Annotated in this window: 28 protein-coding genes and 2 pseudogenes; 10 read left to right on the top strand and 20 right to left on the bottom strand. The window is 62.7% G+C overall.

Going from position 1 to position 25,952, the window contains the following annotated elements:
- Positions 1-79: 79 nt before the first annotated feature.
- Positions 80-523, top strand: coding sequence for a MarR family winged helix-turn-helix transcriptional regulator (locus ATY75_RS28450; RefSeq protein ID WP_088940126.1), 444 nt, complete (start codon positions 80-82; stop codon positions 521-523).
- A 2-nt stretch (positions 524-525) separates the two neighbouring features.
- On the opposite strand, the gene ybaK is transcribed toward ATY75_RS28450, so the two are convergent.
- The 3 genes and pseudogenes from ybaK to ATY75_RS28435 all read right to left on the bottom strand — a co-directional run bounded on the left by ybaK (position 526) and on the right by ATY75_RS28435 (position 2,496).
- Entirely contained in the window at positions 526-999 is a 474-nt protein-coding gene (ybaK, locus tag ATY75_RS28445; RefSeq protein ID WP_088940087.1) for a Cys-tRNA(Pro) deacylase, read from the bottom strand.
- Between the two features lie 10 nt (positions 1,000-1,009).
- Complete coding sequence (locus ATY75_RS28440) at positions 1,010-1,360, bottom strand: ArsC family reductase (RefSeq protein WP_088940086.1); 351 nt, start codon at positions 1,358-1,360, stop codon at positions 1,010-1,012.
- 81 nt (positions 1,361-1,441) lie between these two features.
- Positions 1,442-2,496 (bottom strand): annotated as a pseudogene (locus ATY75_RS28435) (succinylglutamate desuccinylase/aspartoacylase family protein).
- Positions 2,497-2,779: 283 nt separating this feature from the next.
- On the opposite strand from ATY75_RS28435, the gene ATY75_RS28430 reads away from it, so the two are divergent.
- Positions 2,780-3,343, top strand: coding sequence for a methylated-DNA--[protein]-cysteine S-methyltransferase (locus ATY75_RS28430; RefSeq protein WP_088940085.1), 564 nt, complete (start codon positions 2,780-2,782; stop codon positions 3,341-3,343).
- 15 nt (positions 3,344-3,358) lie between these two features.
- Here ATY75_RS28430 and ATY75_RS28425 read toward each other — a convergent pair whose 3' ends face one another.
- Positions 3,359-4,093, bottom strand: a complete 735-nt coding sequence (locus ATY75_RS28425; RefSeq protein WP_088940084.1) for an SDR family oxidoreductase — start codon at positions 4,091-4,093, stop codon at positions 3,359-3,361.
- Positions 4,094-4,182: 89 nt separating this feature from the next.
- Positions 4,183-4,443 (bottom strand): annotated as a pseudogene (locus tag ATY75_RS28420) (Atu4866 domain-containing protein); the annotation flags it as partial.
- Positions 4,444-4,552: 109 nt separating this feature from the next.
- Here ATY75_RS28420 and ATY75_RS28415 point away from each other — a divergent pair.
- Positions 4,553-5,449 (top strand): LysR family transcriptional regulator, encoded by an 897-nt coding sequence (locus ATY75_RS28415; protein WP_088940083.1) that lies wholly within the window; start codon positions 4,553-4,555, stop codon positions 5,447-5,449.
- 80 nt (positions 5,450-5,529) lie between these two features.
- On the opposite strand, the gene ATY75_RS34780 is transcribed toward ATY75_RS28415, so the two are convergent.
- Positions 5,530-5,706, bottom strand: coding sequence for a hypothetical protein (locus tag ATY75_RS34780; protein ID WP_190241439.1), 177 nt, complete (start codon positions 5,704-5,706; stop codon positions 5,530-5,532).
- A gap of 287 nt (positions 5,707-5,993) precedes the next feature.
- Here ATY75_RS34780 and ATY75_RS28405 point away from each other — a divergent pair, with 287 nt between their 5' ends.
- Both ATY75_RS28405 and ATY75_RS28400 read left to right on the top strand, forming a co-directional pair.
- A complete protein-coding gene (locus ATY75_RS28405) occupies positions 5,994-6,848 on the top strand; it encodes a helix-turn-helix domain-containing protein (RefSeq protein WP_088940082.1) in 855 nt (284 codons plus the stop codon).
- 38 nt (positions 6,849-6,886) lie between these two features.
- On the top strand, positions 6,887-7,432 hold the full coding sequence (locus tag ATY75_RS28400; protein WP_088940081.1) for a YbhB/YbcL family Raf kinase inhibitor-like protein: 546 nt from the start codon (positions 6,887-6,889) through the stop codon (positions 7,430-7,432).
- 151 nt (positions 7,433-7,583) lie between these two features.
- On the opposite strand, the gene ATY75_RS28395 is transcribed toward ATY75_RS28400, so the two are convergent.
- Positions 7,584-7,982, bottom strand: a complete 399-nt coding sequence (locus ATY75_RS28395; protein WP_088940080.1) for a VOC family protein — start codon at positions 7,980-7,982, stop codon at positions 7,584-7,586.
- 102 nt (positions 7,983-8,084) lie between these two features.
- Between ATY75_RS28395 and ATY75_RS28390 the strand changes: the two genes are divergently transcribed.
- The 3 genes from ATY75_RS28390 (at position 8,085) to ATY75_RS28380 (ending at position 9,662) form a co-directional block, all read left to right on the top strand.
- Positions 8,085-8,786 (top strand): YafY family protein, encoded by a 702-nt coding sequence (locus ATY75_RS28390; protein ID WP_088940079.1) that lies wholly within the window; start codon positions 8,085-8,087, stop codon positions 8,784-8,786.
- A 145-nt stretch (positions 8,787-8,931) separates the two neighbouring features.
- The gene (locus tag ATY75_RS28385; RefSeq protein ID WP_049730797.1) at positions 8,932-9,231 is read left to right on the top strand and encodes a hypothetical protein; all 300 of its coding nucleotides are present in this window, start codon (positions 8,932-8,934) and stop codon (positions 9,229-9,231) included.
- Complete coding sequence (locus ATY75_RS28380; protein WP_088940078.1) at positions 9,228-9,662, top strand: type II toxin-antitoxin system VapC family toxin; 435 nt, start codon at positions 9,228-9,230, stop codon at positions 9,660-9,662. Before ATY75_RS28385 ends, ATY75_RS28380 begins: the two co-directional genes overlap by 4 nt.
- A gap of 113 nt (positions 9,663-9,775) precedes the next feature.
- Here the strand turns inward: ATY75_RS28380 and guaA are convergent, their stop codons facing one another.
- The 3 genes from guaA to ATY75_RS28365 form a co-directional block, all read right to left on the bottom strand.
- The gene (gene guaA, locus ATY75_RS28375; RefSeq protein WP_088940077.1) at positions 9,776-11,338 is read right to left on the bottom strand and encodes a glutamine-hydrolyzing GMP synthase; all 1,563 of its coding nucleotides are present in this window, start codon (positions 11,336-11,338) and stop codon (positions 9,776-9,778) included.
- A 110-nt stretch (positions 11,339-11,448) separates the two neighbouring features.
- Positions 11,449-12,087 (bottom strand): 5'-methylthioadenosine/S-adenosylhomocysteine nucleosidase, encoded by a 639-nt coding sequence (locus ATY75_RS28370; RefSeq protein ID WP_088940076.1) that lies wholly within the window; start codon positions 12,085-12,087, stop codon positions 11,449-11,451.
- Positions 12,084-12,533, bottom strand: coding sequence for a PaaI family thioesterase (locus tag ATY75_RS28365; protein WP_003544704.1), 450 nt, complete (start codon positions 12,531-12,533; stop codon positions 12,084-12,086). Before ATY75_RS28365 ends, ATY75_RS28370 begins: the two co-directional genes overlap by 4 nt.
- Positions 12,534-12,765: 232 nt before the next feature.
- On the opposite strand from ATY75_RS28365, the gene ATY75_RS28360 reads away from it, so the two are divergent.
- The gene (locus ATY75_RS28360) at positions 12,766-13,842 is read left to right on the top strand and encodes a DUF2252 family protein (protein ID WP_088940075.1); all 1,077 of its coding nucleotides are present in this window, start codon (positions 12,766-12,768) and stop codon (positions 13,840-13,842) included.
- Here the strand turns inward: ATY75_RS28360 and ATY75_RS28355 are convergent.
- The 9 genes from ATY75_RS28355 to ATY75_RS28315 all read right to left on the bottom strand — a co-directional run bounded on the left by ATY75_RS28355 (position 13,839) and on the right by ATY75_RS28315 (position 24,254).
- Complete coding sequence (locus ATY75_RS28355) at positions 13,839-14,918, bottom strand: DUF1513 domain-containing protein (protein WP_088940074.1); 1,080 nt, start codon at positions 14,916-14,918, stop codon at positions 13,839-13,841. The genes ATY75_RS28360 and ATY75_RS28355 overlap by 4 nt on opposite strands.
- 4 nt (positions 14,919-14,922) lie before the next feature.
- Positions 14,923-16,023, bottom strand: a complete 1,101-nt coding sequence (locus ATY75_RS28350) for an imelysin family protein (protein WP_088940073.1) — start codon at positions 16,021-16,023, stop codon at positions 14,923-14,925.
- On the bottom strand, positions 16,023-17,798 hold the full coding sequence (locus ATY75_RS28345) for a di-heme oxidoredictase family protein (RefSeq protein ID WP_088940072.1): 1,776 nt from the start codon (positions 17,796-17,798) through the stop codon (positions 16,023-16,025). The genes ATY75_RS28350 and ATY75_RS28345 overlap by 1 nt, the downstream gene beginning before the upstream one ends.
- A 44-nt stretch (positions 17,799-17,842) precedes the next feature.
- Entirely contained in the window at positions 17,843-19,117 is a 1,275-nt protein-coding gene (locus tag ATY75_RS28340; RefSeq protein ID WP_088940071.1) for an imelysin family protein, read from the bottom strand.
- A gap of 179 nt (positions 19,118-19,296) precedes the next feature.
- The gene (locus ATY75_RS28335; RefSeq protein WP_088940070.1) at positions 19,297-20,586 is read right to left on the bottom strand and encodes an RsmB/NOP family class I SAM-dependent RNA methyltransferase; all 1,290 of its coding nucleotides are present in this window, start codon (positions 20,584-20,586) and stop codon (positions 19,297-19,299) included.
- Between the two features lie 166 nt (positions 20,587-20,752).
- Positions 20,753-21,115 (bottom strand): septal ring lytic transglycosylase RlpA family protein, encoded by a 363-nt coding sequence (locus ATY75_RS28330; protein WP_064835975.1) that lies wholly within the window; start codon positions 21,113-21,115, stop codon positions 20,753-20,755.
- 407 nt (positions 21,116-21,522) lie between these two features.
- Positions 21,523-22,392 carry an SDR family oxidoreductase gene (locus ATY75_RS28325; RefSeq protein WP_088940069.1) on the bottom strand — a complete coding sequence of 290 codons (870 nt, stop codon included), beginning with the start codon at positions 22,390-22,392 and terminating at the stop codon, positions 21,523-21,525.
- Positions 22,392-23,549 (bottom strand): tRNA epoxyqueuosine(34) reductase QueG, encoded by a 1,158-nt coding sequence (gene queG / locus ATY75_RS28320; protein ID WP_088940068.1) that lies wholly within the window; start codon positions 23,547-23,549, stop codon positions 22,392-22,394. Before queG ends, ATY75_RS28325 begins: the two co-directional genes overlap by 1 nt.
- Before the next feature lie 12 nt (positions 23,550-23,561).
- Positions 23,562-24,254, bottom strand: coding sequence for a glutathione S-transferase family protein (locus ATY75_RS28315; RefSeq protein ID WP_003589086.1), 693 nt, complete (start codon positions 24,252-24,254; stop codon positions 23,562-23,564).
- Between the two features lie 229 nt (positions 24,255-24,483).
- Between ATY75_RS28315 and ATY75_RS28310 the strand changes: the two genes are divergently transcribed.
- On the top strand, positions 24,484-25,281 hold the full coding sequence (locus ATY75_RS28310; protein WP_088940067.1) for an undecaprenyl-diphosphate phosphatase: 798 nt from the start codon (positions 24,484-24,486) through the stop codon (positions 25,279-25,281).
- Positions 25,282-25,522: 241 nt separating this feature from the next.
- Here the strand turns inward: ATY75_RS28310 and ATY75_RS34775 are convergent, their stop codons facing one another.
- Positions 25,523-25,675 carry a hypothetical protein gene (locus tag ATY75_RS34775; RefSeq protein ID WP_003570911.1) on the bottom strand — a complete coding sequence of 51 codons (153 nt, stop codon included), beginning with the start codon at positions 25,673-25,675 and terminating at the stop codon, positions 25,523-25,525.
- Positions 25,676-25,952 lie beyond the last annotated feature (277 nt).

The raw sequence follows: 25,952 nt of genomic DNA, 5'->3' as shown, positions 1-25,952 counted from the left end.
GGAAATCTCCTGGTAATAATCCATGCAAATGCATCTAATATCGCTTGCGGCGGAATTCAAGATAGATGTAATTGCATTTATGTCCGAAAAAATGCCGAAGCCGAGCCAAGCCTGCACGCGTGCCTGGACGAGCATCATGCGCGTCCGCGAACGCTTGCTCGGCGCGATCGAAGCCGACCTGAAAGCGGCCGGCCTGCCGCCGCTTGCCTGGTATGACGTGCTGTGGGAACTGGTGCGCGCGGGGGATGGCAGGCTACGCCCCTATGAGATCGAAGAGCGGACTTTGCTTGCGCAGTATAATCTTTCCCGCCTGGTCGACCGGCTCGAAAGAGAGGGGCTGGTCCGCCGCGAAGTCTTCGCCGAGGATGGACGCGGCCGCTGGGTGGTGATTACCGAGGACGGCCGGCGGCTGCGCGAGCGCATGTGGGCCGTCTATGCCGGATCGATCGAGACCCATATCGGTTGCAAGCTTGCCGAAGACGAGGCGAAGATGCTTGCCGGCCTGCTCGACCGCTTGCTTTGAGATCAGGCGATCAATGATGCAGCGATCGCCTTCAAAGCCTTCAGAGCATCTTTCGGATCGAGCCGCACCTGCAGCCCGCGCTGCCCGCCATTGATATAGACGAGCGGTTCGGCAAGGGCGGCTTCCTCGATTGCCGTCGGCACGCTCTTCTTCTGGCCGAAGGGACTGATGCCGCCGACATGATAACCCGTCAGCCGCTCGGCATCGGCAGGCTTCATCATATTGGCCGATTTGCCATGAAAGGCGCTGGCAAGCTTCTTCATGCTGACCTCGCGATCCGACGGCACGACGACGCAGACCGGTTTGCCGTCGACCTCGGCCATCAGCGTCTTCAGCACCCGATGCGGCGCTTCGCCGAGCGCTTCGGCCGCCTGCAGCCCGACGCGCTCGGCGCCGGGATCGTAATCATAGGTATGGACGGTGAAGGCAACGCCTGCCTGGGAAAGAAGCTGTGTCGCGCGTGTGGTCTTGGACATTGGCCGCCTATCAGCCCGCGAAAGTGCCGGCGTAGACCTCCGGCTTGAACCCGACCAGCAGCTTGCCCTTCGCTGCCAGCACAGGCCGCTTGATCATCGACGGCTGGTCGAGCATCAGCGCGATCGCCTTGTCGCGGCTCAGATTCTCGCGCTCGGAATCGGGCAATTTGCGAAACGTGGTGCCGGCGCGGTTGAGCACGGTATCGAGGCCGGCCTGATCGACCCAGGATTCGAGATGGGCGCGGTCGATGCCGAGCGCCTTATAATCGTGAAATTCATAGGCGACGCCGTGGGCTTCCAGCCAGCTGCGGGCCTTTTTCATCGTGTCGCAATTTTTAATGCCATAGATGGTGACAGTCATGCCGATCGATCTCCTGTGATGGCTGCGGGATAACATGCGTGAAGGGTGGCGCAAACGCCGCGCGGCACTTATCCCCCCCGCTCAATTCTCCAGCGTGCCGGCCTTGCGAGAGGCGTTGCTCGGGCTGCCGCAGGCGATCTTCATCAGGTCGCCGCGCCGCCGCACCAGCCGGTCGGATGTCCGGGTCAGGATCAGCCCGTCCTGCGGCGCATGCAGGTCGAGGCTGCCGCCCGACTGCCCAGGCCGGGTGACGTCGCCAGAAGCTCGCCCTGCACAATCCTTTCACCGATATTGCGATGGAATAGCACGGCCCCACCTTCTGGCGCGCGGAGGATCTCGACATTGTCGAGCGGCACGGCCGGGCCCAAAAATGCAGTTGCCTCTGTCCCGCCGTTGACGATCCCCCGCGCCGCAAGGAAACGCCAAAGCCCGTCCGCATCTTGCTTTGCCAGCGCCGGATCGACGTCGCGCTTGCCACGCAGCTCGACGGTGACGGAAAGCCTGCCCGACAGCCGGGACCGGCGCTCGCCAGGAACCTCATACTTCCAGGAAAAGCCGACGGCTTCCTCGAAGGCCGAACTTTCGCCATCCGAAAGCAGCACGGCCTGCATGTCGAGCGCGGCGGCAAGATCGGCCGCTTCAGGCCAGAAGGCCTCGTCGATATAGGCATATTGCAGGGATTCGTCGTCGCAATGCAGGTCGAGGACGAGATCGGCGCCGAGCGCCATGTGCAGAAGCTGCCGCTTCAATCTGTCGGTAGCCGGGTAATCATCGAGGTCTTCGATCAGCGTCGCCCGGTCGGCAAGGGAGATCAGCGGGAAATCGCGGTTGAAATTGGTGCGGGAGCCGAGGTCGAATCGGCCCTGCAAATCACCGAAATGCGACTGCGCCGCACCGATCGGATTGGCCTGCGGCACGATGGTGATGTCGCCGGCAATCCCGCCTTCGCTTTCCGCCTGCCGCAGCCGCTCGCAGAGGAAATGCAAGAGCGCCGTTCCCGGCAGCTCACCGGCATGCAGTGCCGCCTGGATATAGATCGTCGGCGCCTTCGGATCGCGGCCCGGAAAACGCAGCACCGGCAGCCGCCACTCCGTTCCCGGCGTATCGCCCGGGATGATGATCTCTGAAACATCCATGCTGTCTTCGCTCCGCGCTCTCACTCCCGACATTTCGTTTATGCGCGGAAACCTGCCGAGCGCAAGCCTCCCGGGCATGGTCGCGTCGACCGCGCAGCGGCCGCGACCGACACCTGGTGTTCATCTTTTCAGAGCGCGGGGACGAGCACAGGTTTTCTGTGACGTCTACGAAGTTCGAACGTCGATAAGAACAGAAAAAGAACATGCAATCGCAAGAATCGGGTTGAAACAGCGGCCGTCCCGTACGATTTTGGTGGCAATCGAAAAACGTGGAGGCTGCGTCATGGCCCAGACGATCCATCACTATCTCATCTTCGAAACCGCAGGCGGTTTCTGCGGCATATCCTGGAGCGACGCCGGTATCACCCGCTTCCAGCTGCCGACGAAGTCAGCGGAAGCGACCGAACGCCTGCTGCTGCGCCGCCTGCCGGAGGCCGAACCCGGCGCGCCGACGCCTGAGGTGCTCGAAACGGTCGCCGCCGTGAAGCGCTATTTCCAGGGCGAGGAGACGGATTTCTCAGGCGTTGAACTCGACCTTGCCGGCCAGGATGCCTTCTTCAGGGAGATTTATGCAGCGGCAAGGCGTGTCGGCTGGGGCCACACGACCACCTACGGCGCGCTGGCGAAAGAGCTTGGCGCCGGCCCGGAAGCCGCCCGCGACGTCGGCCAGGCGATGGCGAAGAACCCTGTCGCGCTGATCATCCCCTGCCACCGGGTGCTGGCGGCGGGTGGCAAGATCGGCGGCTTCTCGGCGCCCGGCGGTTCGTCGTCGAAGACCCGCATGCTGGAACTCGAAGGCGTCAACCTCGCCCCGCCGCCGCCGGCCCAGCAATCGCTGGGTTTTTAGGTGAAATGCTGATGCTCAATGGGGGCTGGCGGTCGGCCGGATGATGATCTCGCTGACATCGACGTCATCGGGCTGGCTGACGGCGTAGAGGATCGAATGGGCGACGGCCTCGGGGCTGATCGTCACCGCCCTGAAAGCCTTCATGGCGTCCCGCGCCGCCGGATCGGTGATCGTGTCGGCCAGTTCCGACGTCGTCGTGCCGGGCGAAATCACGGTCACGCGGATGCGGTCGGTCTCCTGCCGCAACCCGTCCGAGATCGCACGCACCGCAAATTTCGTGGCGCAATAGACGGCGGCCGTCGGCGAGACGCTGTGGCCGCCGATCGAAGCCAGGTTGATGATCTGCCCGGATCCCTGCGCTTTCATGATCGGCAGGGCTGCGGCGATGCCGTAGAGAACGCCCTTGATGTTGACGTCGACCATCCGGTCCCACTCCTCCACTTTGAGGGCATCGAGCGGCGAGAGCGGCATGACGCCGGCATTGTTCATAATGACGTCAAGCCGGCCGAATTCCAATCTGGCAAAACCGGCAAAAGCCTCGACTTCGGAACGGTCGGTGACGTCAAGCTTCCGCAGACGCACCGTTCCGCCCCTGGCTTCGATTTCACCGGCGAGCCTCTCCAAGCGCTCGGTACGCCGCGCGCCGATTACGATATGGGCGCCCGCGGCAGCCAGCACCGTCGCCGCAGCCTCTCCGATGCCGCTGCTGGCGCCGGTGATGGCAATGACTTTTCCCTCGATACCAGACATTTCAAGCTCCTTTTGCAGGTTGAGGTTTCCTCGGATGTGCGATCAGCTGGGAAAATCGGCGCGGAGCGTCGTCTTCGCCCAGGCGTCGGTTATCTGCGGCGAAGCACCATGCCGCCATGATGGAGAGTATTGCCGTCGGCAAAATCGCCGTCGGCCGTGAAGCCGGTGTCGTCCCAGTATTCGATGTGGCGTCCGGTCACTTCGTAACGGCCTCGATAGGCGCTCTTCCGGTTGCCGCGGGCCTCGTCGTAACGGCCATTGGGCAAAAGTTCGTGGCGCACACGGCCGTCATCCGTGACCCACATGCCGACATAGGGATGATGCTGCATCGTGTTCTCGCCTGTTTGTTGGTGCATGGGCTCGGTCGTTTCCTCGCCGTGACCCGGGTCCAGAGATAACGCTTCCTGCTGCAGTGATTAAGTTGCCAATCCTGGATGCCTTGGTTAGAAATGCTAACCAATGGTCGATGATCTCGAAGGCATTTCGGTCTTTCTGGCAGTGGCGGAAGCGCGCAGTTTCCGGCTGGCCGGCGAGCGGCTCGGCGTCACCCGCTCTGCCGTCAGCCAGGCTTTGCAGCGTCTGGAGGATCGCCTTGGCGTCGCGCTCGTCCAGCGCACGACACGCAGCGTCAGCCTGACCGAAGCCGGCGAAGTGTTTTTCGATGCAGTTCGCCCGTCGGTGCGGCAGGTCAGGGATGCGATGCAGACGGTGCGCGACATGCAGGCGCGCCCGAGCGGCCTTCTCAGGATCACCGTCTCCTCGATCGCCGAGAGTTTTCTATCGGGCACCTTGTTGGCCGGCTTCATGCAGGTTTACCCCGACATCAAGCTCGATATCACCGTCACCGATGACGAATTCGATATCGTCGAGGGGGGCTTCGACGCCGGTGTCCGGCTGGGCGAAGTCATCGAGCAGGATATGATCGCGATCTCCGTCTCCGCGCCGCAGCGGCAATGCGCCGCCGCATCCCCCGCCTATCTCGAGCGCCGCGGCCGTCCCCGCCATCCCGGCGAACTCCAGGCCCACGCCTGCATCGGCTGGCGGCCCCGCCCGGATTCCGCACCCTATCGCTGGGAATTCACCGACAATGATCGCGACTTCGACGTCTCCGTCGATCCCGTGGTGACGACGAACGACATGGGAATGATGATCCGCATGGCCTGCGCCGGCGCCGGCATCACCTTCGGCATGGTGGAAACCTTTCAGCCCTATATCGACCGCTGCGAACTCGTGCCGATGCTCCAAGATTTCTGCCCGCCCTTTCCGGGCTTCTATCTCTATTATCCCAGGCGCCAGCGGCAGCCGCTGAAGCTGCGGGCGCTGGTGGACCATATCCGCGCCTCCGGCAGGCGGTAGATAGGGTTCGTTGCCGCGGCGGATCCTGGCGAATTGGTCTGAGGCTTCCCGGACCTTCTCATAGCCTGCCCTGCCGCCGATCACGCGATCTTGCCACGCAGACTGTCGGCCAGCGCGGAAAGAGCATTGGCGAGGTGTGCCGCCGTTTCCGGCGGCGGCAGCGGTATCTTCAGGCTTCGCGCGCCGGTGGCCGTATCGCGCTCTACCCATGGATGCGCCGTCGCATCGGAATCGCTGGCCGCCGCCAATGGCAACAAGCTGAGCGCCGATTCTGGGCCAGGGCTTGCCACGGATCGGACGCGGCAGTGTGCGACGGTGCGGCAGCGGGTTCGGTTGGCGCGACCGCTTTCGTTCCCTTGTCGGGCTCGGCATCCGCTTCGACGTCTTCGGCGGATCCAGGCCCGTCGGCGGCGACGAAATTCGCCACCTCCTCGGCCGGCGCCACGGCCTCGCCTTCACCCAAGGTTGCTGCCGGCACGCGGTTTTGGTATCCCCCAAGCGGAGCAACGGTCGCGCTCTGCCCCATTCCGTTGCCGGAGACCATATGCTGGAAGACGTCTTTTCCATTCCGACCAGGGCCTTGATCCGCCAGGGCGGGCGGGCCTGTTTTTATCGCCTCGTCAATACGAGCCCCTTGCTGATCCAGGTGCAGTCGGGAACGAAGATCGTTATGGCGGAAGATAAGGCTTTGCGCCTCGAGGCCGGCGCCTATGGCCTGCTGCCCGACTATCGGCCGTTGACGATGGAGAACATCCCCAAAGCGCCGCAGAAGTACCAGACCCTGGCGCTTCCTGTTCCGAGACAGCTCTTCGAGGATGCCTATACCAGGATGGGGTCGATTGCCGTCCCATTTAGGCCTGTCCCGGCAAGCGCCTCGAACCTGCCGGAGGAAGCCGCGGCCTTGTTTGACTATTGCTGCCGGCCCGGTAATCTGACCAGGCTTCCCGTCGCCATTGCCAAGGCTCGGTTGATGGAACTGATCACATGGTTCGCGCTCTGCGGAGCGGTGCTGGGGCAATGCCAAAGCCCTCGGCTCGAGGACCGGCTGCGGCAGATGATCGAAAGCGATACGGCCGTTGATTGGACGCTGGGGCAGGCGGCGCGCGCGTTCGCCATGAGCGAAGCAACGCTCAGGCGCAAGCTGGCGGCCGAGGGGACCGGCTTCAGCGAGATCTTGAGCGATACGCGGATGAACCGCGCCTTGGCCCTCATTCAAACCACGACGCTGCCGATGGCCCAAGTGGCGCTTGAGGTCGGTTACGACTCGCCGTCGCAATTCGCGGCGCGGTTCAAGGAACGGTTTGGCGTCAATCCACGCCATGTGCGGAGCGGACCTGAGCGCTTTGAGCGGATCGGGGCAGAAGTTGAGCGGAGCGGGGCAGATATGCTGTCGGGCTGACGCTAGTTTTCCTGCATTATCAACCGCAGGAAAACAGCATGCGTTTTATCACAGCAGCACTTCTCGCCGCCTCCGTCTTTGGCGCCACGGCCGCCCAGGCCGAAATGAAGCTCACCTCCAGGGATTTGACTGCAGGCAAGTCCATGGCCGATGCGCAGGTCTTCAACGGCTTCGGCTGCACGGGCAACAACATCTCGCCGGAACTCGCCTGGTCGGGTGCGCCTGATGGAACCAAGAGCTTCGCCGTCATGGCTTACGATCCGGACGCTCCGACCGGCTCGGGCTGGTGGCACTGGTCGGTGTTCAACATTCCCGCCGATGCCGCCAAGATTGCCACCGGCGCCAGCGGCGAGAAGAAGCTTCCTGCCGGTGCTGTGGAAGGCCGCACGGATTTCGGTATGTCGGGATATGGCGGCGCCTGCCCGCCGGCCGGCGATGCGCCGCACCACTACCAGTTCACCGTCTACGCGCTCTCGGTCGACAAACTGCCGCTTCCCGAGACCGCGCCGGGCGCCATGGTTGGCTTCTATATCAGGGCAAATACGCTCGACAAGGCCTCGATCGAGATCACCTACGGCCGCTGAACCCTGCTGACCTCTGGGCGACGGGCTCAGGCCGGCCGATAGATCTGCGCCACCGCGCCGCCTGGAAAGGCTTTCGAGCTCATTAGCTTGAGAGGCTTTGGCGCGGTGAGTCAGACGACGAGGCTGTCGATGGCGCGACGCACAGCTGCGCCTATCGCGCCGCAAAGCGCTGCTTTGCCGAATCCGTGAATGGCATGAACAGTGCGACAAGCGTGCCTTCCGGATCGCGAAACTGCACCGACCGATTGCCCCACGGCATCAGTTTAGGCGCATGAACAAGATCGACCTTATCCTTCAGTCGGGCATATTCTGCGTCGACATCGTCCACCATGAACTCGATGATCGCCGTTCGGTTGGCGCCGGCCTCGGCGCTGCCTTGCTTGAACAGCGGCACGGTTTCCAAGCCGCCAATGGCGAGTGCCGCAGAAGGGGTGACGATCTCGGCGAAAACCGGCGCCAACCACTCGGCAGATTGTCGGGTGACCATTTCGTAGAAGCCGACCATAGCCTTGATATCACCGGCGATCAGCCGGATTGAGGCAAATTTCATGAGCTTTTCCTTTCGACAAGACCGCAGAGCTGCGCGCGGCATCGCTGCGGGCCTTGTTGCACAGGCCTGTTGCCAGCATTATGGCAACAGGAGTCAATAGTAATGCGCAAAGCCGACCGTCTGTTTCAGATCATTCAGATCCTGCGCCGTACGAGCCGGCCGGTGACTGCCGCGGCAATGGCAGAAGAGATCGAAGTGTCCAGGCGCTCGGTGTATCGCGATATCACCGACCTGATCGGCCAAGGCGTCCCGATCGTCGGCGAGGCCGGCTTCGGTTATGTGCTCGATCCTGGCTATGACATGCCGCCCTTGATGCTGACGCCCGACGAGATCGAGGCGATTGTGCTGGGTACGCAATGGGTCGCAACACGCGGCGATAAGGCGTTATCCGCAGCGGCACAGGACGTACTGAGCAAGATCGCCGCCGTTATCCCCGAAAGGCTGCGTCCATACATCGCCGAGCCCAGCGTTGGAGCAAAGCCCGGCAGGATCGTTCCGGCGGACATGGTTGACGCGAACGAACTGCGCCATGCGATCCGTGAAGATCGGAAGCTTCGCCTGCTTTATCGATCCGATACTGGGGAGGAGACTGAACGGGTCGTGTGGCCGGTTATCCTCGGTTACGGTGAAGCAACGCGCTTGATCGTAGCCTGGTGCGAGCTGAGGCAGGACTTCCGTCACTTCCGAACCGATCGCATGATCAGCATCGAGGTGCTGGAGGCGAGCAACGGCCTAAGGAAGGGCGAGCTGCGCCGCCGCTGGGAGCGATGGCGCGAGGAGCAGCGCTCTCGCTCCGACCACTGATCATCGGGAGTCGCCGAGCAGCGGATAGCAGGGCCGGGACTTGGAAGGGGGGACGGCCGACGAGGCTGTCGATGCGCGCCGACCGCGCAATCTTGCTGAAAGCCCCATGTCTGGCTATATTACTGGATATAAGCTGGAGGCTATCATGGGAAGTTCACAGAAGCGCGCGATCCAAAACTATCGATCCCGCCTTGGCGAGCGTGGTTTGGCGCGCTTCGAAGTGCTCGGCCGGGACGCTGATCGCGACCTTATCCGATCGCTCGCCCGACGCCTGTCGGAGGACACGCCTGAGGCTTCGGAGCTTCGCGCGGCTGTCAGCAAGTCGATCGCCGGCGAACCGCCGAAGCCTGGCGGAATTCTCGCCGCATTGCGTCGTTCACCGCTGGTCGACGCGGAACTCGATCTTTCCCGACCCCGTGAGGAGGGGCGCAAGGTCGACCTGTGACGCGCTTTCTTCTGGATACCAACATCCTCAGCAATATTGTCAAACCGCAGCCATCGGAATCGCTCCTGGCGTGGATGTCGACACAACGCGACGAAGACTTGTTCATCGCCTCGCTGACCCTCGCCGAGATCCGCCGAGGCATTTTGGAGAAGCCAGGCGGCAAGAAACGCGACGCTCTCGATAAGTGGTTTTCGGGGCGCAAAGGGCCGCAGGCGCTGTTTGCAGGCCGCATCCTGCCGTTCGACGACAAAGCGGGCCTGATCTGGGCGCGATTGATGGCGGAGGGGAAAGCGGCAGGAAAACCACGTAACGGGCTCGACATGATCATCGCCGCTGTCGCCGATGCCAACGAGTGCGTGGTGGTAACGGACAATGAAAAGGATTTTGCCGGACTCCGGATCGTCAATCCGATCCGTAGAACGACAGATTGATGCATAACTCCTCAAATGGGAATCGATTTGAGGAGTTATGCGGCAATTCCAAGTGTCACAGCGTCCCTTGCGCGTCTCTCAAACGCACAGCGCTGTGCCGCTGACGGCTATGCTCACTCCCACTCGATCGTGCCGGGCGGCTTCGACGTCACGTCATAAACCACGCGGTTGATGCCGCGAACCTCGTTGATGATGCGCGTTGCGGCGCGGCCGAGGAATTCCATGTCGTAGTGGTAGAAATCGGCGGTCATGCCGTCGACGGAGGTGACGGCGCGCAGTGCGCAGACGAATTCGTAGGTGCGCCCGTCGCCCATGACGCCGACGGTCTGGACGGGCAGCAGCACGGCAAAGGCCTGCCAGATGGCGTCGTAGAGGCCGGCCTTGCGGATTTCGTCGAGATAAATCGCATCGGCTTCGCGCAGGATCTCCAGCTTTTCGCGGCTGATGCCGCCCGGGCAGCGGATGGCAAGGCCGGGGCCGGGGAAGGGGTGACGGCCGATGAAGCTGTCGGGCAGGCCGAGTTCGCGGCCGAGCGCGCGGACCTCGTCCTTGAAGAGTTCGCGCAGCGGCTCGACGAGCTGCATCTTCATGCGCTCCGGCAGGCCGCCGACATTGTGGTGCGACTTGATCGTCACCGACGGGCCGCCGGTGAAGGAAACGCTCTCGATCACGTCGGGATAGAGCGTGCCCTGGCCGAGGAAGTCGGCGCCGCCGAGTTTCTTGGCCTCTTCCTCGAAGGTCTCGATGAAGAGCCTGCCGATGATCTTGCGCTTGGTTTCCGGGTCACTGACGCCTTCGAGCTCGCCGATGAAACGGTCGGAAGCGTCGACGTGCAGCAGATGCAGATTGTAGTGCTCGCGGAACATGGCGACGACGTTGGCCGCCTCGTCCTTGCGCATCAGTCCATGGTCGACGAGGATGCAGGTCAGCTGATCGCCGACCGCCTCGTGGATCAGCAGCGCGGCGACCGAACTGTCGACGCCGCCGGAAAGCGCGCAGATGACGCGCTTGTCGCCCACCTGCTTGCGGATCTCGTCGACCGCCTTCTGCCGGTAGGCCGACATCGACCAGTCGCCCTTGATGCCGGCAATGTTATGGATGAAGTTGCCGATCAGCTTGGCGCCGTCGGGCGTGTGCACGACCTCGGGATGGAACTGCACGCCGTAATATTTGCGCTTCTCGTCGGCGATGAAGGCGTAGGGCGCGTTGGAGGAGGTGGCGACCACCTCGAAACCGTCGGGCAGCGCCGTGACGCGGTCGCCGTGGCTCATCCACACCTGATGGCGCGAGCCGGATGACCAGAGGCCCTCGAACAACTGGCAGTCCTTGTCGACGTCGAGGAAGGCGCGGCCGAATTCGCGGTGGTGGCCGCTCTCGACCTTGCCGCCGAGCTGCATGCACATGGTCTGCTGGCCGTAGCAGATGCCGAAGACAGGCAGACCGCTGTCGAAGATGATCTGCGGCGCTCGCGGCGATCCCTCGTCGACCGTGGAGGCCGGGCTGCCGGACAGGATCACGGCCTTCGGGTGAAGGCGCTTGAAGCCCTCTTCGGCCGATTGGAAGGGAACGATCTCGCAATAGACGCCGGCCTCGCGCACGCGTCGTGCGATGAGCTGGGTCACCTGGCTGCCGAAATCGACGATGAGAACGGAGTCGGGATGTGCTGTCTGGGTCATGGCGAGGCTTTAATGAAAAGCGCTTCGCCTTGCAATCCGGGAATCGGCGGCATCGGGTTTTTATTGTTCCGATTGTCCCCGCGTGGCTGACGCGCGGCGCTTTCGAGTGGTCAGAACCAGAAAACCCCATCCTCCAGCGCCGTGAACAGGCTGTCGACGCCGTAGGAGAGCTTGCGGTCGACGATGTGCAGATATTCCGTCCAGCCCGAGATGTGCTGCAGCTCGACCGCGCCGTCGGAAATGCCGCGAAGGCCGATCAGCGGCAGCTTGTAGCCCTGGCAGGCGCGCAGCACCGCATAGGTCTCCATGTCGACCATGTCGGCGTCGATGGCGCCATAGGCGGTCCCCGAGATGACGTTGCCGCCGGTGGAAAGGCTTGCTTCGGCAATGCCCGGAATGCGCAGCGGCAGCTCGAGCGTTGCCGGCAGGTCGAGGAAGGGCGTGCGGCCCTTTTCGAAGCCGAGCGGCGAAGCGTCCATGTCGCGGTAGGAAACCGAGGTTACCTGATAGATTTCCGTCTGCTCCAGCTTCGCGGAGCCGGCAGAGCCGAGCGAAACGACAAGATCCGGCAGGTCGTCGGCGGCATCCAGCCGCGCCAGCGTCTTGGTTAGCGCGACCGCCGCCTCGACCGGGCCGACGCCGGTCATCAAGGGTTCGATGCGCGACCGCAGGAAGGGGCCGTATTCGGCCTCCGCCGCCATGACGAACAGCATGGATTTTCCCGCGACCGACTTCAGCTCGAACTTCATCCCGTAATTCCTTCTCTGCCGCGGATCACCATCATCGTTCCGGTCATGGAGGCGATGAGTTTCGCCGGCCCGTCGCTAATCGCGTAGCCTCGCCCGTCGGCGACGATGATGGTGGAGCCGGGTTTGGTGATTTCCCCGCGGAACAGGAAACGATCGCCACGCCCCGGCGACATGAGGTTGACCTTGAATTCGATCGTCAGGATCGAGGCTTCGGGGTCGATGACGCTGTAGGCGGCAAAGCCGCAGGCTGAATCGAGCGCTGCGGAAATGATGCCTGCGTGCAGGATGCCGTGCTGCTGTGTCAGTTTGACGTCGAAGGGAAGCTCGATCTCGACGACGCCGTGCTCGACGCGCGTCAGCTCCGCGCCGATCGTCTCCATCGCCGCCTGCCGCGCAAAATTGCGGCGGATTCGCGCGCGGAAATCGCCCCTGTCAGTCTCGCTCATGTCTGCCCCTCTTGCAGCCGGGAAAGTGGCATGGCGGGCCGGATTCGACAAGCTGCACATTGCTGAAATCGGTCTCAGCGCCGATGGAAAGCTGCGGCCGTGTCGCCGGGGCAACCTTTCGTCTTTCCGTCGCCATGCAAGCGGGTAATGCAAGCCGGTGCGAAGACGATTGCAGCTTCGCGCTCAGCGCGTATTCTCCGCGTCATGTCTCGAAAGAACGGAGCGCCGGCGCATGACGACGATATCGCAATCGGTCCGGAATTTCGAGACCTGGCTGGCCGTTGAGCTCGGCGGCGAGCTCGTCAACGAGGATCTTCTTGAGAAGCACGAGAAGATGCGCAGCGGCGGCTTCGTCTTCCTGCGTGCCACCTATTGGCGCTGGTGCGAGATCATCCTCGATATCTGCCCGGAGCTCGGCGGCGCGCCGGAGGTGCTGGCGATCGGCGATACGCATCTGGAGAATTTCGGCACCTGGCGCGATGCCGAAGGCCGGCTCGTCTGGGGCGTCAATGATTTCGACGATGCAGCGGTGATGCCCTATGCGCTGGATCTCGTCCGTCTTGCGGCAAGCGCCGTCCTGGCCCGTGGCGACGACGGTCCCTCGGTACGGATGATAAGCGAGACGATCCTCAGCGGCTATCTCAGGGGCCTTGAAAATCCGCTGCCCGTCATCCTCGAGCGCGATCACAAATGGCTGCGCAAGGCGCTGATGCTGCCGAATTCCGAGCGCCGGGAATTTTGGGAGAAATACGAAATGCTGCCTCCTGGCAAGGAGTCGCCGCCATCCGCTTATGTCAAGGCGCTGACAGCTGCGCTGCCGCCCGGCTCGGGAGCCTTCGTTGCGAAGCCACGCAGCGGTGGCACCGGCAGCCTCGGCCGGCCGCGTTTCGTCGCCTATGCGGAATGGCAGGGCGGGCCGGTGCTGCGTGAGGCCAAGGCGCTGCTGCCGTCCGCCTGGTCGCTCCGCCACAGACCTGAGGACGTGGCGATCCATGCGGTAGAGATCGCCAATGGGCGGGCGCGGTGCGCCGATCCGCACTACCAGGTTTCCGGTCGCATACTCGTTCGCCGGCTCTCGCCGAACAGCTGTAAGATCGAAATCGACCGGCACCCCGAACTGCTGCTTTCGCCGACGATGCTCGAGCTGATGGGTTTTGAGATCGCCAATTGCCATTCCAACGATGCGGCGGCGGTCGCCGTGATCCTCGGCGATATCAAGGCGCGGGGAAGCGAATGGCTACACGAGGCCGCAAGGGCCGCGGCATCAAGCGTCAGCGCCGAGCAGAAAGCCTATTCGCGGTCTGGCTAGAGCCGCACGATGTGCTGATCCCAGGCGACGTCGCTACGGGTCGCCAGGAAATCGCCGTCGTAGGAGGAGACGGCAAAGCCGCTCTTTGCCGGCGCGATGCCGGCCGCGTCCGCAATGGTGGTCTCGGCCAGCACCTTGCCCGTCCCTGCGTCGATGGTCACCGAGGCGCCGCCCTTCGGCGAGGTGATGCCGACGAGGCCCTCGCGGCGATTGACGGCGATCGCTCCGACGTAATTGGCAAGCCTGCGCGTCGTCTGCTCCGGCAGGTCGATGAAGGAAAGGTCTTCGCCCTTGGTGAAATGGCCGACAAGCGGCGGCAAATCCTTGCGGTGGCCTTCATACTGGCAGGCAAACCAGATGCGGCCCTTGTCATCGAGATCGACGTGGCGGGTGGAAAGCGCCGCCCATTGCGCCGGCAGCACATGTTTTTCGATGAGCGCCCCGGTTGCCGCGTCGATCAGCACCAGCGACGGCTGCATCTCCCCGAGATTGAGTTTGGTGCGGCCGAAATCCGGATGTGTCTCGATGCCGCCATTGGCGACGATCAGAAGGCGTCCGTCGTCGGAAACCGTCATGTCGTGCGGACCGATGCCATAGGTCTCGTATTCGCCGATGCGAGCAAAGCGGTTGCTGGCGTCGTAGATGCCGATCATGCCGCGATTGCCGTCGAAGTCGTTCTCGCTGGCGTAAAGCAGACGGCCATCGGCAGAAAAGGCGCCGTGGCCGTAGAAATGCCGGTCTTCCCTGGCGCTGATGACGATCGGCTCGCTCTTGTGCCGGGGGTCGAAGATCATCGCATAGGTGCCGGGCCGGCGCGCGAAGGCGACGGTCCTGCCGGTGGCGGCGCTGGAGGCCATGCCGTGGGCGCGGGCGGGAAGCTTGACCTGATCGACGATCTCGCCGCGCTCGGTCACGGTGGCGACGGCAAAGGAGCCGTCGGCCGCCCGAATGCCCGAGGCATAGACCGCATCCGCCCGCTCCAGGGCCATCAGCGATCTCGGCGCCAAGGTGGCGAGGAAGCCCAGTCCCGCCGCCTTGACGAAATTGCGTCGGTCGATCGCGGGGCTCCGCATCATCGCTTCAGTCTCCGTCCGAAAAGGAAAAGCCGGCCGAAAGTCCGATGGCCGCGCCATAGTCGTCGCTGATCCGGGTGATCAGATCACGGCTTTCGGCCAAAAGCGTGTCGAGCTTGGCCTTTTCCGCATCGCTGGTGGCGGCGTCTATATCGGGGTTGAGTTTCGGCACGCTGTCGAGCAGCGATTTGAAGTCCTCGTCGATCGAGGCGGCGACTGCCTGTTTGTCCGGCGGCAGAAGCTCGGCCATGCCGGCCTTCTGCCAGAGCGTGCGCAGCCCCTCCAGATTGGCGGCCATCGATTTCCAGGTATTTTTCGAGCGCCAGTAAATCGCCATGCGCGGACGCGGCGGCGTATCCTTGCCCTTGTAGAACTGTTCGAGCCGCTGGTCGCGGACATTCTCCGCGCCGTGGACGAGAATGCCGAGCAGCGCGGTCACGGCCTCCTTATTGTCCATGAAATCGTCGCTCTGCGGGCCCGGATGCTTCCAGCTCGCCTGCACGCCGTCGGGTTTTTCCCAGGCGGCGACGACTTCGCCGGCCTCACGCTGGATATTGCCGGCGACCGCGGCGCCGTAGAGGCAGCGGAAGCCGCCCTTCTGCTTGATCAGATCGTCCGCGCCGTTGCCGTAAAGCACGTATTCCAGCGCCGTCAGGCCCTGCAGCGCCACGCTCTTGCCGGCGATCGCATCGACCGTCGCATCCTTCGGGTCGGCCTTGGCGATCAGCGCCTGCACCTGCTTCAGGCCGACGCCCTTGCGGTCGGGGTAGAACAGGATGTGCTCGAAGAGATTGTCCTGGATGACCGGCCCGGTCTGGACGATTTCGATGATCGACCAGTAGCGGATCGTATCGTCGAACGCCGATTTTGCCTTGTCGAGCGTCTGCTGCGTGCCGCCGTCGCAGAGATCCTTCATCGCCGTCGTCAGCCGGGCGGCCGATTGCTGCATGTTGCGATAGCCGGGACGGATCACCTCGTCGACGGCGCGCTGCATCACGGCGGGAACGGCATCCTCGTTCAGCCCTGCCGGAGGAGCGGCGGTCTGGGCGGCCGCTGATGTGGCGAGGCCGATCAGAGTGAGGCAGAGCAGGGGGTGCCAAAGGCGCATCAAAGTGACTCCAGGAATGTAATCAGGGCTGCCCTGTCATCTTTCGACAGGGAGGAGAAAGCGTTGCGGGCCTTTTCAGCTTCGCCGCCGTGCCAGAGGATCGCTTCGGTGAGATTCCGCGCACGGCCGTCATGCAGGAAAAAGCTGTGTCCGCTGACAGTCCGGGTCAGTCCTATACCCCATAGCGGCGGCGTGCGCCATTCACGTCCGCTTGCAAGGCCGACCTGCTGCCCGTCGGCAAGCCCCTCGCCCATATCGTGCAGAAGAAAGTCGGAATAGGGCCAGATCAGCTGGAAGGACTGTGCCTTGTCGGGCGAATCCCGGCGGGTGACGAATTTCGGCACATGGCAGGAAATGCAGCCGCTTTCGTAAAAGATTTGCTTGCCCCGCAGGGTCTCGGGGAAGCTCGCCTTGCGGCGCGCGGGAACGGCAAGGTTTTCGGAATAGAAGCTCACGAGGTCGAGAATAGGGCCCGGCGCCTCTTGCGCACCCAGCCGTTTCTGCACGCCGGTCGGCATCTCAAGGCACTTTTTCTCCGCCTTGGTGCAATCGCCATGCGCATCGGGGTGGTCGGGTGTCGAGACGCCGATATCATTGGCGAAGGCGTCGGCATTCTGGTCGCGCACCGTGGCGTTCTGCGCCTTCCAGCCGAAGCGGCCGAGCGCGATCTTGCCGCTGCGGTGGTCGCGGACGATCGCTGCCTTGCCGGAAATGCCATCGCCATCGGCATCGTCGGGGTCGGCATGGGCAAGAATATCGGCTTCGGGGATCGCCTCGATTAGCCCGAGGCCGATCATGGCAGGGGCGACACGGGCCGAGATCGTCGTCGCGGCATCGAGCGGTCCGTAGGCAAGGTTCGTTGCCGCATAATGCGGCCGGCGCAACGACACGGTCTCGCCGTCGCCAAGTGTCGCCGTCTCCTCATCGTAGCGGATTGTCATCCGGCCCTCGGCGGCAAGACCGGGAACGGCAAGATCCTGCAACTGATGGCCATAGACCGGATCGGGGAAATTGAGGATATCCGCGCTTGCGATCGCCTTTTCTTCTTCCGCGGTGCCGGCCGTGCGGGAAAGCCGCAGGAACATCGAGACGGCGCTTGGGCCTCCCTCCGGCGGTTTGCCGCGGCCGTCATTGAGGTGACAGCTCATGCAGGAGCGGGCGTTGAAGAGCGGCCCGAGCCCATCGGAGGCCTGCGTTGAAGACGGCGAGGACACCCAGAGCTTGCGGAAAAGCGCATTGCCGAGCTTGAAATTCTGCTCTTCCTCGAAGGGAATGTTGGCCGAAATATGCGAGAAACTGTCTTGAGTGACCGGATCGATCGAGGTCGCCGCACCCGCCTGCATTGCCTCATATTGCTCGGCCTTGGAAAAGTCCGCCGTCGGCCGTGTGACGTCGGCGACGCGTTTGAGATCGGCCTCGGAGAGGTCGGTGCGTTTGGTTGGAAGATCGAAACCGGCGGCAAAAGCCACGGGCGCTCCGGCAAGGGCCGCGAAAACGGCGAGGCGAAGGAAGAGACGGAATTTTGAGAGAAGGTGATGAGCCCGAGCGGCAAGCTTGAGGGTGCTGACGCGCGCTTCCCTTTCCACGCCCTCATTCCTGTCCTCGGGCTTGACCCGAGGGATGTCACAGGAATCCAGTGCGCTCGAGTCCTTGGGCGCGGAAGACTTCCCTTTGACCAAGTCATTCACGGCGCCGACGCGCCGTGGCTGGATTCCTGTGACATCCCTCGGGCAAAGCCCTGAGGGCACAGGAATGAGGGAGGCAATAGATGGCATTTCAGAGTCCGGGCCGCTCCGCCATCGAAGCGGCCCGCCTTTGCTTATTTGAAGACGGCGTTAGGATTATCCAAGCTGTCGGAACCTTCAAGCTGAACTGTGCCGAGATCAAGTGCGGCAATAACGCGCTGTACCGATTTCGTCTGGTCGATCAGCCCGTCGATAGCGGCCTGGACGACGGCATTGCCTTCCTTGTTGCCCTCGCCGATCATCTGGTCGTACTTCTCGACCGTCTCGCCGCGCTTTGCCATGGCGTTCATGGCATCGAGCGTCTTGTTGAGTTTGCCTTCCAACTCCGCATCGAGCGCCTTGTCCTTGGCGGCCACCAGGTCGTGCAGCGACGGGCCGCTGAGCTTGGTGCCGTCGACGCGCGTATAGTTGCCGGTATAGGCGGCGGCGATGCCGATCGCGTCGTTGAGATGCGAGTTGTAGGTATTGTCGGAGAAGCAATCGTGCTCTTCTTCAGGATCGTGCAGCAGCAGGCCGAGCTTCATGCGCTCGCCGGCAAGCTCGCCATAGGAGAGCGAACCCATGCCCGTCAGGATCGCGACCAGGCCGGCCTTGGGGTCGGCTTCGACGTTCTTCGTCGCAGCGCCGTCCGCCTTCCAGTTATCGGTCATTTCCTGCAGGTCGGACACCAGCAGCGTGGAGGCGGATTTCAGATATTCGGCGCGGCGGTCGCAATTGCCGTGCGTGCAGTTCTTGAGATCGTAATCGGTTGCCGGGCGGTCGCCCGCGCCGGGTCCCGTGCCGTTCAGATCCTGGCCCCAGAGGAGGAATTCGATGGCGTGGTAGCCGGTCGCGACGTTGGCTTCGATGCCGCCGGCCTCGGCGAGCGTGCCGGAGAGGAATTCCGGCGTCAGCTTGGAGGCGTCGACGTCCTTGCCGTCGATCTTGATCGTCTTGTTGGCGATGACATTGGCCACATAAAGCGAATTTTCGTCGCTCTCGGTGCCGTAGGAGGGATCGACATAGTCGATCAGGCCTTCATCGAGAGGCCATGCATTAACCTTGCCTTCCCAGTCGTCGACGATCGGATTGCCGAAGCGATAGACTTCCGTCTGCTGGTAGGGAACGCGCGCCTTGATCCAGGCGTCCCGGGCGGACTTCAGCGTCGCGTCATCAGGAGCCTTCAGGAAGGCGTCGATCGCGGCGTCGAGCGCCTTCGCCGTGATCAGCGAGTCTTCGTATTTCGCATGCGCCACGTCGGCATAATGTTTCACCACGGCAGCCGCATCGGTTTCGGCATGCGCGGGAACGGCGAGCAGGGCGGCGGGGGCAATCGCCAGCACGGCTGCGCGGAATTTATTGAGCTTCATGATCCTCTCCTGTGACGGATATTCCGCCTAAATCGGGCTCCGTCTCTTCGCGCAAAAGCAAACTGGTGTCAAATGCTCTAGTTTGGAATGGTTTTAAGGATGGAGAGGGGCGGCGAAGGAGCTTGTTTCGCCAGGCATTCGCCCGAAAATCGGCAGCCGCCGCGCGCTTTCGCCGCGGGTCAGCCCTTGCGCTGCATGCGGCAGAAGAAGAAGCCGTCCGTGTCGGTGGAAGCAGGCGTCAGCGTCACCGTCAGCCCGTCGGAAGAGTGTGGCCGCGGGGCGTCTTTGCCGAAGAGGCCATCCCAGGCGGGCAGGGCGCTGACGATCTGGAAATCAGGATTGTCGGCGGTGAAGCGGCGTACCTGTTCCTCGTTTTCCTGGGGCAGCACCGAGCAGGTGACGTAAATCAGCTCGCCGCCTGACTTGACGAAGCCGCTTGCCTGCGTCAGTGCGTCCTGCTGCTGGGCGGTACGCTCGTCGAGGTTCTTTGCCGTCAGCCGCCATTTCGTGTCGGGACGGCGGCGCCATGTACCGGTGCCGGTGCAGGGCGCATCGACCAGCACCTTGTCGCAGCGCCCGGCAAGGCCGGAAAGCCCCCTGGCGTCGTCATGCACCTGGACATTGCGCGTGCCTGCCCGCTTCAGCCGCTCGATGATCGGCGCCAGCCGTTTGCGGTCGGCGTCATAGGCGTGAACCTGTCCCTTGTTCTGCATGGCGGCCGCCATGGCGAGCGTCTTGCCGCCGCCGCCGGCGCAATAATCGAGAACCTGGTCGCCCTCATGGGCGAGCACCAGATCGGCGACGATCTGCGATCCTTCATCCTGAACTTCGAACCAGCCTTTTTGGAACGATAGCTCGGCCGTCACGTTGGGAAGACGCGAGGCGCCTTCGCCGGCGGCAATCCGGATGCCGTAGCGGGCGATCTTCGCCGCCTGCGCGCCGGCTCTTTCGAGCGCCTTGACGGCCTTGTCGCGGGAGGATTTTAAAATGTTGGCGCGCAGATCAAGCGTCGGTCGCGCCGCGAGCGCCTGTGCCTCGGTAAGCCAGTTGGCGCCGAAGGCCTGTTCGAAGGAGGGTTGGATCCATTCGGGAATATCACCGCGGATGTGCGGCGGCGCGTCGTCGAGCGAACGGCTTGCAAAGGCGGCCGCGGCATCGGCGCTCAGCGGCGCCGGCGCGAACTTGTCGTCCGCCAGTTCGGTGGCAAGACTGTCCGGTGTAAAACCCCATTGGCGAAACATGACGGCATAGGCAATCGCTGCGGCACTGTCGTCATCCATCAACCAGGCATGGGAAAGCCGCATGCGCAGGGCGTCATAGACGATGTTGCCGATCGCCGCACGATCGCCGGAACCGGCGAAGCGGTGCGCGAGGCCCCAGTCCTTCAGCGCGTCGGCAACGGGCCGCTTGCGGGCATCGATATCCGCGAGCACAGAAATCGCCCCTTCGAGGCGGCCGCCCAGACGCATTCACTAGTCTCCTGTTGCCGTGGTATGCGATTGATCCGCGCGGGATTGTTCGCAAGTCTCAACGGCGTGGTAACCGCGATTGACGGCAAGAGCAAGCGCCGCTGACGGCGCAGCTGGGTTGTCAGGCTCGACTGTCAGCCTTAGCTGATCACCCCCGGCTGTCAGCTTAGCTGATCACCTGGTAGCAAACCTTCGCGGTGCCGGAGCTCACCATGCCGATGTTTTGTGCCGCAGCGCGCGACAGGTCGAGCACCCGGCCACGGATGAACGGACCGCGATCATTGATGCGAACGACGACGGTGCGGCCATTGTTGCGGTTGGTGACCTTGACCTTGGTGCCGAATGCAAGCGAACGATGTGCGGCAGTCAAGACGGCAGGGTTCATACGTTCTCCGGAAGCAGTTTTGGAGTGAAGTGCGTACCATGAAGCACCGCCGCAGCCATTTCCAGCAAAACTCTCCGCCGGAAGCAGGCAAGAGCAGGCTGCAATAGTTACGGCAGCGACAATAGAACGACGTATTTTCTTCAAAACAGAGTATCCCTCAACTATTGAACTCACGCCCTTGCAGGCGGCGGGGCTTAAATCTGTGAAAAAGTGGCGAAAAAGTGCCGCGCATGATCACGGAGTGTTACATGTTGCAACATTCGTGAGCGCGGTGACGGAATTTCGGAAGCGGGCAGTGATCGCTGAGCCAGAAAAAACGCAGTGAAATCAGTTAAAATCCGAACGAATTTTTCAGTGAAGCGGTTAACATCCCCGCGTTCACAAAAATCGCGAAAATTTTTTTCCGGCTTCGCCATATTTTCCGCCACATTTGCGCAAATTTAAAGGCCGTTAACCATAATATACGGCCAAAATCGTCCCGCCAAATGGGGAAAGTAGGTATTTCCTACTCATTTTGGGTGCTGATGCTGGGCATATGAAACGCTTGGGCTCTAACCCCGCCAGCGGCCGTCCTGCCACAATTGCGCAAGCGACATCGGATAGTTCGGGAAGGAGAATTCGAAGCCGGCGGCCTTGAGTTTCGCATTCGAAACCCGCTTGTTTTCGCCGTAGAAGGAGCGCGCCATCGGCGTCAGCTCGGTGGTCTCAAACGCCTGCTCCGGCGGCGGTTCGACGCCCATCAGTCGCGCCGCCTCGACGATCACATCCTGCGGCGGGCTAGGGCGATCGTCGGTGATATTGTAGATGCCGCCGAGGCGCTGGTCCGACAGGAAGCGGGTCGCCGCGCCAATATCCTCGACGCGGATGCGGTTGAACACCTGGTCCTTCTTGATCAGCCGCCGCGCCGTGCCTTTTTCCAGATTGCAGAAGGCGTTGCGTCCCGGCCCGTAAATACCGGAAAGGCGAAGCACCGCCGCCGGCACGCCGCGCTCCCGGCCCATTGCCAGCCAGCCCTCTTCCGCTTCGAGCCGCTCCTTCGAGCGCCCGGAAACCGGCACGCAGGGCGTTTCCTCGTTTATCCAAGCGCCCTTGTGGTCGCCATAGACGCCGACGGTGGAGAGATAACCGATCCATTCGAGCCCGGGTGGCAGGCTTGCGCCGTCTCCGCCGAGCAGCCGCAGCAGCGGGTCGGCCTTTCCAGGTGCGATCGACTGCACGAGATGGGTGACATCGGCCAGAGCCCGGCGCAATCCGTCCTCCATGGTCTCGCCGTCGAAAAGGAAGGCTTCGATGCCGTTCCGCCGCAGCGCCTCGATTTTGTCGGCAGAGCGCGTGGTGCCGGAAATGCGCACGCCGTCGCCGGCGAAGGCCTTGGCGATCGCCGTGCCGGAATAACCGCAGCCAAAAATCATCGCATGCATCAGCTTACTCCCGCCAGCCGCCATTCAGTCAGCACGTCGTCGTCGGTCTCATCGGCTCGTTGTGTCGCAAAGCCTGAAAATTCGCCAGCCTCCATCAGCCGCGACAGCGCCCACACCGCCATTCCCCGCACCACCGGCGAGGCATCTGCGGCGAGCTGCCGACATTGGGCGATAAGCGCCTTCTCGCCGGAATTGCCGGCGGCGATCAGCACATTGCGGATGAAGCGATCGCGGCCGATCCGCTTCACCGGCGAGCCGCTGAAAAAGGCGCGGAAGGCGGCATCGTCAAGCGTCAGCAGAAAGGCGATCGACGGCTCCTGCAGATCGTCCCGCGCCTTCAGCTTCATCTCGGAGGCCGCACTTGCGAACTTGTTCCAGGGACAGGCGGCAAGACAGTCGTCGCAGCCATAGATGCGATTGCCGATCGGCACCCGCAGCGCGGGGTCGATCGGACCCTTATGCTCGATGGTAAGATAGGAGATGCAGCGCCGCGCATCGATCTGATAGGGTGCCGGAAAGGCGGCCGTCGGGCAGGCGTCGAGGCAGGCGCGGCAGGAGCCGCAATGATCCGTCTCTTCAGCGTCGACGGCGAGATTCGCGGTGGTGAACATGCTGCCGAGAAACAGCCAGGAACCGTGCGTGCGGCTGACGAGGTTGGTATGTTTGCCCTGCCAGCCGAGCCCGGCCGCCGCCGCCAGCGGCTTTTCCATGACCGGGGCGGTATCGACGAAGACTTTGACATCGGCGCCGGCCCGCGCCGCAAATCGCGTGGCGATCTCTTTCAGCCGGCCCTTGATGATGTCGTGATAGTCGCGGTTGCGGGCATAGACCGATATCGCCGCTCTATCGGGTTTGCCGAGGATGCCGCGCGGATCTTCCTCCGGCGCATAGTTGAGGCCGAAGACGACCACGGATCGCACCTCGCTCCAGAGGGTGCGCGGATCGCCGCGCCGATCGCGCGTCTCCGCCATCCACTCCATCGTCCCATGGCGCCCGGCATCGATGAACTGGCCGAGGCGCTCTTTGGCTTCGGGAATCGCGTCGGGCCGCGTGATGCGGCAGAGATCGAAGCCCTTGGCGGCAGATTCCGCCCGCACGAACGTGGTCAAATTGTCGCGGCGGCGGCGCTCTTTGTCATCTTTATCGGCTTCGGGCATGGAGAGCCCTCGTCAGAAATCCAGATCGGCATAATGCGAAACCGGCGTCAGGCCGCGCACCCGCTCGGTCAGCATCGGCCGGAAGGAGGGGCGCGATTTCAGCCGCTGGTACCAGTCCTTGACGACGGGCGCATCCGCCCAGTCGATCTCGCCGAGATAATCGAGGATCGAGATCGAGGCCGCGGCGGCAAGGTCGGCATAGCTCATCCGCTCGCCCGCCAGCCATTGGCGCGAGCCGGCAAGCCAGGTGAGATAGCGCATATGCTGGCGGATATTCGCGCGGGCCGTGCGCAAAATCTTCGAATCCGGCGCGCCGCCGCCCTGATCTGATGTCATCTGCAACTTGTAGACCCGCTCGCGGGCGAGCGGCTTGGTCACGTCGTTTTCCATCTTCTGCATGAACCACTCGCTCAGCCGGCGGATTTCCGCCCGCTGGAAAGGGTCTTCGGCGAGCAGCCGCCGGTCGCGCTTCAACACGCCATGCGTCTCATCCAGGTATTCGGAAATGACGGTCGCGCCGCAGAGCGCCCGCATGCTGTCGTCGACATAAACAGGCAGCGTGCCGGCCGGGTTGAGCGCCAGGAAATCCCGGCGCTTCTCCCATGTCTGCTCCTCGATCAGATCCGCCTGATAGCCGTATTCGGCCAGGATCAGCCGGACGAAGCGAGATGCGGATGACATGGGATGATGATAAAGCGTGGGCATCGATACTCGAGCTTCGTGATTGCTGTTACAGGACTGTGTGGCAGCTCAGTTATAGCGCCCTAGTCATGACTCAATGGTTGAAGCTATAGGAGCTTGGCCCCGCCAATACAAGCGAATCGGATTTTACGCCATCTGACAATGGCGAGATACGGTCTAACGAACGAATGGAAGCGGCGGCCTGATCGACCCAAGCGGTCAGGCCCGACCGACCTTTAAACGGAGACAATGTATGGATTATATCAATGCTGCGCTTCTCGGTATCATCGAGGGGATTACCGAATTTCTGCCGATCTCGAGCACCGGCCATCTGATCATTGCGGAGCAATGGCTCGGCCACCGGTCGGACATGTTCAACATCGTCATCCAGGCCGGCGCCATCCTCGCCGTCACCATCATCTACTGGCGTCGGCTGCTGGATCTGGTGCTTGGCTGGCGGGAGCCTGCGAACCGCGATTATGCCGCCAAGCTGATCGTCGCCTTTCTCATCACCGCAATCCTCGGGCTTATCGTCAAGAAGCTCGGTTTCGAACTGCCGGAGACGGCGACGCCGATCGCCTGGGCGCTGATCATCGGCGGTATCTGGATGATCTTTGCCGAATGGGCTGCGGCGCGCAAAGCCCCCCATAAGGAAATCACCTGGCTCGTCGCCATGCTGGTCGGCATCGCCCAGATCGTCGCCGGCATCTTCCCGGGAACCTCGCGCTCCGGTGCCACGATCTTCGTCGCCATGCTGGCCGGCACCGGCAACCGCGCCGCAGCAACCGAATTCGCCTTTCTCGTCGGCATCCCCACCATGTATGCGGCGAGCGGCTATGAATTGCTGAAGACCTTCAAGGATGGCGGCGCGGCAAACGAAGACTGGACCGCACTCGGCATCGCCTTCGTCGTTTCGACGATCGTCGCGTTCATCGCCGTCAAATGGCTGCTGGCCTATATCAGAAGCAACCGGTTCACGCTGTTTGCCGTCTACCGCATCATTCTCGGCGTGTTGCTGCTCGGCATGGCCGCAACCGGCTTGATCGGCTGAGGCATCCCAACGCATTTGCATTCGCGCCGCGCCCCGGCGCGAATGCAATTTGCCGCGTCGAGCTTGCGGGCAGGCATGCGATTGCCAGCCGAGGGCGCCGTCAGATAACAATAAAAAGAGGTAGGTGCCTGCTGCTGTTTTGAAGCGGGCAGACCGGGCGTTCATTTTGGAGCGTCCTGCTTCAGGCGCTCCGACCGCTACGTGTCTTTATGAAAGATGCCGGCGGGAGACCGGTCTTTCGTCAATGGCTGATCGAAGCCGTCGAGCAAGGATCGACGCCGTAAGCCGGCGAACAGCCGCCCTTTACCGCTGCGACCGAGCCGGACGCAACGAAGGAGCCTGCGAGGATAACCAGCGCCGCACACGCAAACAGGAGCGCGATTGACTTGCCCATCTAGAAATGCCTTTCACAGTGATTGCCGCACGCGATCCCAAGCGTTGAGTCCGTTGGAAGACGCGCGGGCTTGGTAGTCAGTGGAATGGCAAATAGCAATAAACGTTCCTGCTAAATTTGGCGTTAATTCCACAAAATTTCCGATGCGTCTTTTATGCAACGGCACTTGGTCTGACTGGCACAACAACATTTCAAACTTGCGCCGGCTTTGCTTGAACCGGCAAAAGAAAACGCCGTCCGCGGCATGCGCGAACGGCGTCGTTCCGACGGTTCAAAA

Origin of the sequence: Rhizobium sp. N122 (genome assembly GCF_002211295.1) — a bacterium.
Classification (GTDB): domain Bacteria; phylum Pseudomonadota; class Alphaproteobacteria; order Rhizobiales; family Rhizobiaceae; genus Rhizobium.
This window is presented reverse-complemented; position numbering and strand designations above follow the sequence as displayed.

What these genes read in the sequence shown, in the direction of transcription:
- ATY75_RS28450 (WP_088940126.1), top strand. Translation starts at nt 80, where the DNA reads ATGTCCGAAAAAATGCCGAAGCCGAGCCAAGCCTGCACGCGTGCCTGG.
- ybaK (WP_088940087.1), bottom strand. Translation starts at nt 999, where the DNA reads ATGTCCAAGACCACACGCGCGACACAGCTTCTTTCCCAGGCAGGCGTT.
- ATY75_RS28440 (WP_088940086.1), bottom strand. Translation starts at nt 1,360, where the DNA reads ATGACTGTCACCATCTATGGCATTAAAAATTGCGACACGATGAAAAAG.
- ATY75_RS28430 (WP_088940085.1), top strand. Translation starts at nt 2,780, where the DNA reads ATGGCCCAGACGATCCATCACTATCTCATCTTCGAAACCGCAGGCGGT.
- ATY75_RS28425 (WP_088940084.1), bottom strand. Translation starts at nt 4,093, where the DNA reads ATGTCTGGTATCGAGGGAAAAGTCATTGCCATCACCGGCGCCAGCAGC.
- ATY75_RS28415 (WP_088940083.1), top strand. Translation starts at nt 4,553, where the DNA reads ATGGTCGATGATCTCGAAGGCATTTCGGTCTTTCTGGCAGTGGCGGAA.
- ATY75_RS28405 (WP_088940082.1), top strand. Translation starts at nt 5,994, where the DNA reads ATGCTGGAAGACGTCTTTTCCATTCCGACCAGGGCCTTGATCCGCCAG.
- ATY75_RS28400 (WP_088940081.1), top strand. Translation starts at nt 6,887, where the DNA reads ATGCGTTTTATCACAGCAGCACTTCTCGCCGCCTCCGTCTTTGGCGCC.
- ATY75_RS28395 (WP_088940080.1), bottom strand. Translation starts at nt 7,982, where the DNA reads ATGAAATTTGCCTCAATCCGGCTGATCGCCGGTGATATCAAGGCTATG.
- ATY75_RS28390 (WP_088940079.1), top strand. Translation starts at nt 8,085, where the DNA reads ATGCGCAAAGCCGACCGTCTGTTTCAGATCATTCAGATCCTGCGCCGT.
- ATY75_RS28385 (WP_049730797.1), top strand. Translation starts at nt 8,932, where the DNA reads ATGGGAAGTTCACAGAAGCGCGCGATCCAAAACTATCGATCCCGCCTT.
- guaA (WP_088940077.1), bottom strand. Translation starts at nt 11,338, where the DNA reads ATGACCCAGACAGCACATCCCGACTCCGTTCTCATCGTCGATTTCGGC.
- ATY75_RS28370 (WP_088940076.1), bottom strand. Translation starts at nt 12,087, where the DNA reads ATGAAGTTCGAGCTGAAGTCGGTCGCGGGAAAATCCATGCTGTTCGTC.
- ATY75_RS28365 (WP_003544704.1), bottom strand. Translation starts at nt 12,533, where the DNA reads ATGAGCGAGACTGACAGGGGCGATTTCCGCGCGCGAATCCGCCGCAAT.
- ATY75_RS28360 (WP_088940075.1), top strand. Translation starts at nt 12,766, where the DNA reads ATGACGACGATATCGCAATCGGTCCGGAATTTCGAGACCTGGCTGGCC.
- ATY75_RS28355 (WP_088940074.1), bottom strand. Translation starts at nt 14,918, where the DNA reads ATGATGCGGAGCCCCGCGATCGACCGACGCAATTTCGTCAAGGCGGCG.
- ATY75_RS28350 (WP_088940073.1), bottom strand. Translation starts at nt 16,023, where the DNA reads ATGCGCCTTTGGCACCCCCTGCTCTGCCTCACTCTGATCGGCCTCGCC.
- ATY75_RS28345 (WP_088940072.1), bottom strand. Translation starts at nt 17,798, where the DNA reads ATGCCATCTATTGCCTCCCTCATTCCTGTGCCCTCAGGGCTTTGCCCG.
- ATY75_RS28340 (WP_088940071.1), bottom strand. Translation starts at nt 19,117, where the DNA reads ATGAAGCTCAATAAATTCCGCGCAGCCGTGCTGGCGATTGCCCCCGCC.
- ATY75_RS28335 (WP_088940070.1), bottom strand. Translation starts at nt 20,586, where the DNA reads ATGCGTCTGGGCGGCCGCCTCGAAGGGGCGATTTCTGTGCTCGCGGAT.
- ATY75_RS28325 (WP_088940069.1), bottom strand. Translation starts at nt 22,392, where the DNA reads ATGCATGCGATGATTTTTGGCTGCGGTTATTCCGGCACGGCGATCGCC.
- queG (WP_088940068.1), bottom strand. Translation starts at nt 23,549, where the DNA reads ATGCCCGAAGCCGATAAAGATGACAAAGAGCGCCGCCGCCGCGACAAT.
- ATY75_RS28315 (WP_003589086.1), bottom strand. Translation starts at nt 24,254, where the DNA reads ATGCCCACGCTTTATCATCATCCCATGTCATCCGCATCTCGCTTCGTC.
- ATY75_RS28310 (WP_088940067.1), top strand. Translation starts at nt 24,484, where the DNA reads ATGGATTATATCAATGCTGCGCTTCTCGGTATCATCGAGGGGATTACC.
- ATY75_RS34775 (WP_003570911.1), bottom strand. Translation starts at nt 25,675, where the DNA reads ATGGGCAAGTCAATCGCGCTCCTGTTTGCGTGTGCGGCGCTGGTTATC.